Annotated in this window: 7 protein-coding genes, 1 tRNA gene and 1 pseudogene; 7 read left to right on the forward strand and 2 right to left on the reverse strand. The window is 68.2% G+C overall.

Annotated features, from left to right (window positions below; genetic code table 11):
- Position 1 precedes the first annotated feature (1 nt).
- Together CEP50_RS17805 and CEP50_RS17810 are read left to right on the forward strand one after the other, a co-directional pair.
- The gene (locus CEP50_RS17805) at positions 2 to 181 is read left to right on the forward strand and encodes a helix-turn-helix transcriptional regulator (RefSeq protein ID WP_106115080.1); all 180 of its coding nucleotides are present in this window, start codon (positions 2 to 4) and stop codon (positions 179 to 181) included.
- A gap of 62 nt (positions 182 to 243) precedes the next feature.
- On the forward strand, positions 244 to 1,335 hold the full coding sequence (locus tag CEP50_RS17810) for a tyrosine-type recombinase/integrase (RefSeq protein ID WP_258175390.1): 1,092 nt from the start codon (positions 244 to 246) through the stop codon (positions 1,333 to 1,335).
- Between the two features lie 67 nt (positions 1,336 to 1,402).
- Here the strand turns inward: CEP50_RS17810 and CEP50_RS17815 are convergent.
- Together CEP50_RS17815 and CEP50_RS17820 are read right to left on the reverse strand one after the other, a co-directional pair.
- Positions 1,403 to 1,478: transfer RNA gene (locus CEP50_RS17815), tRNA-Lys, on the reverse strand.
- Between the two features lie 72 nt (positions 1,479 to 1,550).
- Positions 1,551 to 2,510 carry a DMT family transporter gene (locus CEP50_RS17820; RefSeq protein WP_106115082.1) on the reverse strand — a complete coding sequence of 320 codons (960 nt, stop codon included), beginning with the start codon at positions 2,508 to 2,510 and terminating at the stop codon, positions 1,551 to 1,553.
- 141 nt (positions 2,511 to 2,651) lie between these two features.
- On the opposite strand from CEP50_RS17820, the gene CEP50_RS17825 reads away from it, so the two are divergent.
- From CEP50_RS17825 to CEP50_RS17845, 5 genes and pseudogenes are all read left to right on the forward strand, one after another.
- Positions 2,652 to 3,218 (forward strand): superoxide dismutase family protein, encoded by a 567-nt coding sequence (locus CEP50_RS17825; RefSeq protein ID WP_106115083.1) that lies wholly within the window; start codon positions 2,652 to 2,654, stop codon positions 3,216 to 3,218.
- A gap of 94 nt (positions 3,219 to 3,312) precedes the next feature.
- A complete protein-coding gene (gene dusB / locus CEP50_RS17830; RefSeq protein WP_106115084.1) occupies positions 3,313 to 4,458 on the forward strand; it encodes a tRNA dihydrouridine synthase DusB in 1,146 nt (381 codons plus the stop codon).
- 44 nt (positions 4,459 to 4,502) lie between these two features.
- On the forward strand, positions 4,503 to 4,907 hold the full coding sequence (locus tag CEP50_RS17835; RefSeq protein ID WP_106115085.1) for a hypothetical protein: 405 nt from the start codon (positions 4,503 to 4,505) through the stop codon (positions 4,905 to 4,907).
- A gap of 219 nt (positions 4,908 to 5,126) precedes the next feature.
- The gene (locus tag CEP50_RS17840) at positions 5,127 to 5,987 is read left to right on the forward strand and encodes a GGDEF domain-containing protein (protein WP_106115086.1); all 861 of its coding nucleotides are present in this window, start codon (positions 5,127 to 5,129) and stop codon (positions 5,985 to 5,987) included.
- 233 nt (positions 5,988 to 6,220) lie between these two features.
- A pseudogene (locus tag CEP50_RS17845) lies at positions 6,221 to 6,859 on the forward strand (LCP family protein); the annotation flags it as partial.

Consider the following 6,859-nt stretch of genomic DNA (forward strand, 5'->3'; position numbering starts at 1 on the left):
CATGCGCAACCTGTGGACCCTGGACGACGTGGCCGCCTACCTCGGCGTGCCCAGAAACACCCTCTACCAATGGCGCAGCCGCGGGGCCGGCCCACCCGCCCGCCGCATCGGCAAACACCTCCGCTACAAGCCGTCCGAGGTCGAAGCCTGGTTCGACGCCCACACCACGGAGGTGAGCTGATGCCACGCCCACCGTTACCGATCGGCACCCACGGAAAGATTCGTGTGTATCAGTCGGGGTCAATGTGGCGGGCGCTCACGAAATTCCGGGATTTCGATGGGGTGACGCGCTCGGTTGAACGGGTCGGGAAGACGAAAGCAGCCGCACAACGTCAGTTGAAGCAAGCTTTGACGGAGCGCACTGCGACCGTGGCTGAGGTGGTGGCTCCGTCCACCCGATTTCGTGAGGTGGCAGAACAGTGGTTCAGGTCGGTGCAAGCGGCTGCCGCACAGGGAACACGTTCCCCGACGACCGTGGATGTGTATCGAAGTCAGCTTGACCGTCACGTTCTCCCTGCTTTGGGTGAGCTGCGGATTCAAGAGGTTACGGTTCCAAGGGTGGACTCCTTCTTGTCCGCTCTCCGAAGTCAGAGTGGCACTTCCACCGCGAAAACGAGCCGTACCGTCGTTTCCGGTGTCCTCGGCTTGGCTGTGCGGCACGGGGCGATACCGAACAACCCTGTACGGGAAACAGCGCGGATTGAGGAAGGACACAAGTCTGCTCCGCGGGCGTTGACGGCGGCCGAGCGGACACGGTTTCTCGACCAACTCGAATCGGACGAGACAGCAAGCGGGAGGGACATCCCTGATCTCGTTCGCTTCATGCTGGCCACTGGGGTACGGATCGGCGAGGCTCTGGCCGTGTGTTGGCCCGAGGTGGATTGTGAAGCCGGTTTGGTCTCGGTGAACTTCACGGTGGTCCGGGTCAAGGGCAAGGGACTGGTCAGGAAGTCAACCAAGTCCAGCTCCGGTGAACGAACCTTGCCACTTCCGTCCTGGGCGGTGGAAATGCTTCGACGGCGCGAGAGCAAGCGGGGTGACAGGGAGGAACCTGTTTTCCCGGACAGTCTGGGCGGCTTGCGTGATCCGTCGAATACCCGAAGAGATTTGCGCAAGGCGCGTGGTACCGAAGAGTTCACCTGGGTGACTTCGCACGTGTTCCGGAAGACGGCGGCCACGATCCTGGACGAAGCGGGCTTGTCGGCGCGGGTGGTCGCCGATCAACTGGGGCACTCGCGGCCCTCGCTGACTCAGGACGTGTACCTGGGCCGCAAAGCGGTTACCGAGGATGCGGCCACAGCGCTGGAAACGGTCTTCGATAGCGAGTCAGAGTAGTTTTGTGTGGGTAAAGTGTGGCAGTGATCTTGAACTGATCACTTAGCAACCCTCTGACCTGGCCTTTTGGTGGGCCGCCAGGGACTCGAACCCTGAACCCGTGGATTAAAAGTCCACTGCTCTGCCCATTGAGCTAACGGCCCGCGCGCTACAGCCTACAACCTCGTTCCGATCACGTGCGCCGCCGGGAGGGTAGCAGCCCGCCCGGCGGTGACTCAGCCACGTGCCGGCAGCGCTTCGGCGGTGCCGACGAGCCTGCGGGTACCGACCCGCTCGTTCCAGCCGAGGAGGGTGACCATGGCCACCACCAGGACGAACCCGCCCCACTGGGTGACCGTCAGGGGCTCTCCGAGCACCCACACTCCCACCACGGCGGCCGTGGCCGGGAAGGAGAGTTCGGCGATGGTGGCCCGCGCGGCCGCCGTGGTCCGCATCCCCAGGTAGTACAGGCTCAGCGCCAGCAGCCCGGGAACCAACGCGAGCAGCAGCAACCCTCCGAGATTGTCCAGTCCCACCGCCAGGGCGGAACCGAGGTTCGCCGGCCCGTCCAGAGGGGAACCGTCCCGGAAAAACACCACCAGCGCCGCCGTGGGCAGCCCCACCGAGTACCGCAGGGTGGTCACCTCCATGGCGCTCAGCCTCCTGCTGAGCAGTCTGCCCAACACGGTCCCGGCCGCCCAGAGCCCGGCGGCCCCGAGCGCCAGCACGGCGGGCATCACCCGGGAAACACCCACCTGGAACGGATCCGGGAAGGCCAGCATCCACGCCCCCACCACGGCGGGGACGGCCAGGACCGGGTAACCGGCACGCGGTCGCTCCCGCAGCAGCAGGAACGAGGCCAGTGCGGCGAAAACGGGCTGTAGTTTCTGCAACACCACGGGAGTGACCGGATCCCCGTAGGAGAACGCGGCGGTGAACATCAGCGTGGCCAGCGCGGAGGTCCCGGCCCCCACCACGAGCACCGCGGCGCGTTCGTGCCCCGCGCAGGAGCGGAACGCCCGCCAGGCGCGCGGCAGCAGCGGAGCCAGCAGCAGGGTCACGATCAGGTGTTCGCACAGCACCACAGTGGTGGTCGGCAGGCTGGTGGCCAGCGGCATCCGCCACAGCGCGTCGGTCCCCCACATGGCGGTGGCGACCGCGACCAACCAGGTCCGATCACGCCCCGAATCAGTCACCCGGTCAACCTAGCTCGCCGTCGCGGATCTCCGCCGCAGCCGGCGCGGGGGATTCTGCTCACACCACCGGCGACACCCACGACTCACCCCATCCGGGGAAAAACCCCGCCTGCGGGGAGATCATCGGGTAGAGATCGTGGTATGCGACGTTTCGCGATCACGAGCGCGGTCGCGCTCGCCGTCCTGTCCCCGGCCGCTCCCGCCGCCGCACACACCACCGGAAGCACCGGTCCCACCGTGGCGCACGGAGTGTTCGAGCCCTACACGGAGGAGGCCACGGCCGTCACCTACTCCCCCGAGAAGGTGCCCGTCGGAGCCGGCGCGCGGCTGTTCTCCGACGAGACTCCCGGCGCGGGGAGAACGGTGCTGATGAGTCTGCGCGGACTGCTGCCCGACCGGGAGTACGGGGCGCACGTGCACACCAGCCCCTGCGGGCGTACCGGCTCCGCCGCCGGACCGCACTTCCAGCAGCGTCCCGCCCCCGAGGGAGTCTCCGGCGACCCCGAGTACGCGAACCCGCGCAACGAGGTCTGGCTGGACTTCCGCACCGACGACTCCGGCAACGCCCTCACCGGCGCGTTCGGCGACTGGGACCTGGAGCGCGCCGGCTCCGCCTCGGTGGTGATCCACCAGCACCACACCCGCACCGCACCGGGAGTGGCCGGCGAGGCCGGACAGCGACTGGCCTGCCTGAACGTGGTGTTCTGAACCCGAACCGTCGGGCCGGGGGGCCGGAACGAGGCGGCCCCGGCCGTCCACCTCCCGGTGCCACCTCCGTACGAGCGGCACCGATAATGGAGGCATGACGCTCGCGTCCGCCACCGCACCACTGCGGATCGGCCCCTACCGAGTCGATCCGCCGGTGGTGCTCGCCCCGATGGCAGGGATCACCAACGTGGCCTTCCGCAAACTCTGCCGGGAGTACGGAAGCCGCGACTCCATCTACGTCTGCGAGATGATCACCGCCCGCGCGGTCGTCGAACGCAACGAGAAGACCCTGCGCATGATGGCCTTCGACGAGGGTGAGCACCCGCGTTCGATGCAGCTCTACGGCGTGGACCCGGCCACCATGGCCGAAGCGGTCCGGATCATCGTCGGCGAGGGCTGGGCGGACCACATCGACACCAACTGGGGCTGCCCGGTCGCCAAGGTCACCCGCAAGGGCGGGGGTGCCGCGCTTCCGTACAAACGCAGGCTCTTCGGGGAGATCATCTCCGCCGCGGTGAAGGCCGCCGAACCGGCGGGAGTGCCGGTGACGGCGAAGTTCCGCGTCGGCATCGACGAGGACCACATCACCCACCTGGACGCGGGGCGCATCGCCGAGGACATGGGAGCCGCGGCGGTGGCGCTGCACGGGCGCACCGCCGCACAGCGCTACTCCGGCACGGCCGACTGGGACCAGATCGCCCGACTGAAGGAGACCGTGCGCAGCATCCCCGTGCTCGGCAACGGCGACATCTTCAGCTCGGAGGACGCGCTGAGGATGATGGCCCACACCGGTTGTGACGGGGTGGTCGTCGGCAGGGGCTGCCTGGGACGTCCCTGGCTGTTCCGCGAGCTCCACGCCGCCCTCCGGGGGGAGCCCGTCCCGGAACCTCCTCGTCTCGGGGAGATCTGCCGGATCGTGTACCGCCACGCCTGTCTGCTCGCCGAGGAGATGGGCGAGCAGCGCGCGCTGCGCGACCTGCGCAAGCACATGTCGTGGTATTTCATGGGTTTCCCGGTCGGTTCGGAGCTGCGGCGGCGCCTCGGAGTGGTGTCCACGCTGGACGAACTCGACGGACTGTTGGGGGAGCTGGACCCGACCGTTCCGTTCCCCGCCGACGCGGAGGGTCCGCGAGGCAGACAGGGTTCACCGGGCAAGGTGGTGTTGCCGGAAGGGTGGTTGGACGACCCGGAGGACGTCTCGGTCCCCGAAGGGGCCGAACTGGACCACAGCGGCGGCTGACTCCTCCCACGGGGAGAACATGGGCCCGTGGGGCGCTGGTCGCCGTGCTGCTGGGCTGCCTGCTCTGCTCCGGCTCGGCGGTCACCGACCGACACGGCCCGCGAACACCGCCGCGCACCGCCGCCGAGTACTTCGCGGCCAACAACGCGGCCGCACGTGAGGGGCCCCGCGCCCAGCGGGAGTTCCTGCGCCGCACCCAGCACCCGGACTTCCGGGAGGGGATGTGCGTGCCGGACACGACAACGATCACCCTCGACCCGGTGCTGACGACCCTGCGCCCCTCCCCCGAGTTCCGGGTCAACGGCCTGCGCCCGGACGGACGTGTCCGGGTGGTGGCGGTGGAGGCCACCGTGCGCCGCTCCGGAGAGGTCGTCGCCAGACGGATCGGCTCCAAACACCTGGTCCTTCGACAGGGGCGGTTCTACGGATTCGCCCCGTGCCTGTCCTGACCGCTGCGACACACCCCGGATGTCATCACCGAACGCGTTCCTTCCAGTACGCTTCGTGTCGACACTTCGGGGCGTTTCCCGCCCCGGACCCGCGTGTGCCGGGCGCCGTTTTCCGCCGTGGAACCGAGTACGCCGGTCGAGCGAATTCCGGAACGGTTGAGCACCCTCGGCTCAAGCCGAACACGGCGCCCGACGAAACCAGAGTGGGAGGTGAGCGCGATGTCCGGACTCCGCGACGACACCGCCGGGGCTGGTCCCCGGTGGAACGAGGCCGCTCGGGCACGCCCGCACGACCTTCCATGCACCGAACATCCGACGGGTGAGCACTGCGCGACCGACCCCACCACGACGTTCGGCCTCGCCCAACTGCACGAGGCCATAGCCGACATGCTCGCGACTCGTGGAAGGTGGCAGCAGGCGTACCGACATCTGCGGACGGCGCTGGATCTGCGGGACAGCGAACCGAGCCCCCGTGTTCCCGAACAACTGCGGCACGAGGTGAACCGGCTGCGGCGGGAACACGCCCGCGCCAGGGAACAGAGCCTGCGCGACACCCTGACCGGCAGCTACAACCGCCGCTATCTGGAGGAACGTCTCGCACGGCTCTGCGAGGAGAACACCGTGGGACTCGGGATAGCCCTGGTGGATCTGGACTGGTTCAAGGAGGTCAACGACACCTACGGTCACGTGCTCGGCGACCGGGTGCTGCAACACGTGGTCGAATTACTCCAACAGGAACTGCCGAGCGGCGGGTTCTGCGCCAGATACGGCGGCGAGGAATTCGTACTCGTGCTTCCGGGAGTCGACGCGGTCACGGCGATCTCCGTGTGCGAACGGGCCCGCGCCCGGGTCGAGGGTTTTCCGTGGATACGCATGGCCAGTGGCTTGCGGATAACGGTGAGCATCGGTCTCACCCACGACACCGAACCCGCCCCGACACCGGTTTCCGCCGCCACGGAACAGAAAATTCTCAGTGCCGATGTGCTGCTGTACGCGGCCAAACAATCGGGACGCAACACGGTGGCCTACCGCGCCAGCGGAGAAGTGCAATTGACCGGAACGTCCGAGGAATTCGAATAGTCACCGAAATACTACCCAACGCGTTCGTCGCACAATGCCGTCACACCGCACACACGACGGCACGAAGAGAGCGCGAGTTGTGACCTGTCCTACAGGAACCCGTGTTGTCGTGCACAGATCGCGCGAATTCCGATGCCACCATCGTCAGCACGAACGATCGGCCGTAGCATCTTGGCCGAGTGTGGCGATACAGCATCGGGGGTGGGGATCGCCAAGCATCGGGACGAACACCAATGGCTGCAAGGTGGGAGGGAACACGGGTGCCGGAAAAACCCCGGGAAAACAGTTCGGGGCACCAGCGTTCCCACTCGGAGTGGGGCCCCTCCGCGGAGGACGCGGGCAACGAGACGAGCGAACGCGCCAAGTCGCGCAGGCGCAGGCGCGCCCTGGGCAACGACGGCACCGGTGGCACGCGGGTCGGTGACCTGTTGTCCAAACACGGCAAACGGCGGGCACAGTCCACCGGTTCGCACCGCAGGGCCGCGGAGGACGACGCGGAGGACGACTCCGATACTCCCTCCGGGACGGCAGCGCACCGCTCGGAGTCCCCCGAATCCGGCGCTGCCGGCCCGGCGGCCGACGCGGCAGTGCCCCCGACACCCGGAAACCCGGTTCCTCCTCCGCCCCACCCCGCCCACGGAGCCGAGGACGGCGCGGCGCGTCCGCACGGCGAGCCCGGTGCCGCACCACCGGAGGGGAACTCCTCCCCGACCCCGAACCCGGAGCCGTGGCGCAGCCCCGCGGACCGGGAACGGCAGCTCCCTCCCGCACCCGGTGGTTCCGCCCCTCCTCCGGTGGACGAGGTCGACGACACCACCCGTATCCCTCCGTTCCGGGGGGCGCTGCGGCGTCCCAACGCCACGGGACTCAAC

The organism is Actinopolyspora mortivallis, assembly GCF_003001495.1.
In the GTDB taxonomy this organism is placed as follows: Bacteria; Actinomycetota; Actinomycetes; order Mycobacteriales; family Pseudonocardiaceae; genus Actinopolyspora; species Actinopolyspora mortivallis_A.